At 65.8% G+C, this 1,825-nt stretch carries 3 protein-coding genes; 1 reads left to right on the forward strand and 2 read right to left on the reverse strand.

The genetic code is table 11. The annotated features are described in order from the left end of the window. Positions 1–286: 286 nt before the first annotated feature. The gene (locus tag E1200_RS33015) at positions 287–475 is read right to left on the reverse strand and encodes a DUF397 domain-containing protein (RefSeq protein WP_131956559.1); all 189 of its coding nucleotides are present in this window, start codon (positions 473–475) and stop codon (positions 287–289) included. Continuing rightward, a complete protein-coding gene (locus E1200_RS33020) occupies positions 466–1,275 on the reverse strand; it encodes a helix-turn-helix transcriptional regulator (RefSeq protein ID WP_279485555.1) in 810 nt (269 codons plus the stop codon). The genes E1200_RS33015 and E1200_RS33020 overlap by 10 nt, the downstream gene beginning before the upstream one ends. Positions 1,276–1,388: 113 nt before the next feature. Here E1200_RS33020 and E1200_RS33025 point away from each other — a divergent pair, with 113 nt between their 5' ends. Continuing rightward, complete coding sequence (locus E1200_RS33025; RefSeq protein ID WP_131956563.1) at positions 1,389–1,823, forward strand: ATP-binding protein; 435 nt, start codon at positions 1,389–1,391, stop codon at positions 1,821–1,823. Positions 1,824–1,825: the final 2 nt, after the last annotated feature.

Raw genomic sequence — 1,825 nt, forward strand, 5'->3', positions numbered from 1 at the left:
CCACCCGCCGGCAGGCAACGTCCGCAAGCATCTCCGCGACGTCCCGCCGCCCGCCCCTCACCACGGACGCCGCCGACGCCCCGGCGACTCCCAAGCAGCCGCCTGCTGTCCACGGCCGCTGCGTCCCATCCTCGCGCCCATCGCCTAGAGGTAGGTACTGGAAGAACAAGCGCAGGCCGCAGGATCGCAGGCGCCGTAGGAGATGGTGGCTACGGCGGATCGTCCGTCCCGAGGGGGCGGGACGATCCGTCGCACCATGTCGAGTCGGGGGTTTGCTCCTGGACGGTCAGCGCGTCGTGGCGGCGGAGTGGACGGCGGTCCGCAGGGCTGCGCGGCTCAGCAGGAGGACGGGGCCGTCCGGGTCCTTGCTGTCCCGCACCGCCACCGCACCTGCCACGCCCGCCAGTTCGACGCAGTTGCCGCCGTTGGAAGCGGTGTAGGTGCTCTTGCGCCACTTGGCGTTTCTCAGGTCCATCTTTCTTGGATCACCTTTCTGATCAGTTCGCGCGACATCTCTTCGGTGAGTGTTCGCGAACGGAGGGCGATGAGAGTGCGCGTCAGCACGGCCAAGTCCGTTGGGTCGTCGGTCGTGATGGCGTGGATCGCCGTCTCGATATATGCGACCTCGCTTCGGTCGTCCATCGTGGCGATGGTGAACGCGCCTGTGTTGCCGTCGTGCTCGCCGCTTTCCAACACTACTTGAACCGTGATGTTCGGCAACAAGCTGAGCTCCAGCAGGTGCTCGAGTTGCTCCTTCATCGTCTCGGACGTGCCGACCGGGCGGCGGAGTGCCTGTTCGTCGACCAGGAGCACCAGATCCGGTGGGGTACGTCCCTCGCTCCTTGTGAAGATCTCTTGCCGACTGAGCCGCGCTGCTACGGCTTCTTCGTTGCCGCGCAGGAGAGCGGAGGCGTAGGCCGGAGTCTGGACGAGGCCCGCGATCAGCATCGGCTCCCACGAGACGAGCACCGCTGCGTCCGTCTCGACCTCGGGCCAACTGAACCAGAGCGGTACCGGGTGCCCGTTCCTGTTCAGGTCTTCCCAGAGTTTGACGAGTGCGTCATCAGCGCCGAGGAGACGGTCGACCTGTTCCACGAATGAACGGGTGGCGCGTCGCGTGCCGTTCTCGATGCGGCTCACCTGAGCCTTGCTGATGTTCGTGTGGTCGGCGATGGATTGCTGGGTGACGCCCTTGGCCTCGCGCATCCGGCGCATCTGCCCACCGAATGCGATCAGGGCGGGGGATTCCTTGGGGCGTTGCCGTCGTGGGGGCATGAGAGCGCGAGTTTCCTTTCGTCGGTACTTCGCCAAGAAGACGCACCTGTCTCCAGTAGTTACCGGGGGAGCTTGGTAACGCCAGCGTACATCGAAACATTGCTATATGTGTGGTGTTCGACACGCAGAGTGAGGAGATGGTCATGGAGCAGGCGGCGGCGACGGGTGTCGGCGAGGAAATGGTGGTGAAGCAGGACTTCGAGGTCGTGGGGGAGGTGCGGCGGTTCGTGCGGCTGGTGTCCGGACAGTGGGGCATGGACGACTTCGTGCCGTGCCTGGTGGCGAGCGAACTGGTAACGAACGCACTTCGGCACGCGTCCGAGGAGGACGGGGACGTCACGCTGCGGCTGGGTCGCACCGAGGACGACGCCCTGTGGATAGAGGTCCAGGACGGCACATGCGAACTCCCACACGTCCACGAGCCCGACATGGTCAGCGAGGTGGGCCGCGGCCTCCTGATCGTCGAGCAGCTCTCCCGCTGCTGGGGCGTTCGCCCCCTGGCGAACAGCGCCGGCAAGATCGTCTTCGCAGTCCTAGACCGCCCCTGACC

The organism is Actinomadura sp. GC306 (assembly GCF_004348665.1).
Lineage (GTDB): Bacteria > Actinomycetota > Actinomycetes > Streptosporangiales > Streptosporangiaceae > Spirillospora.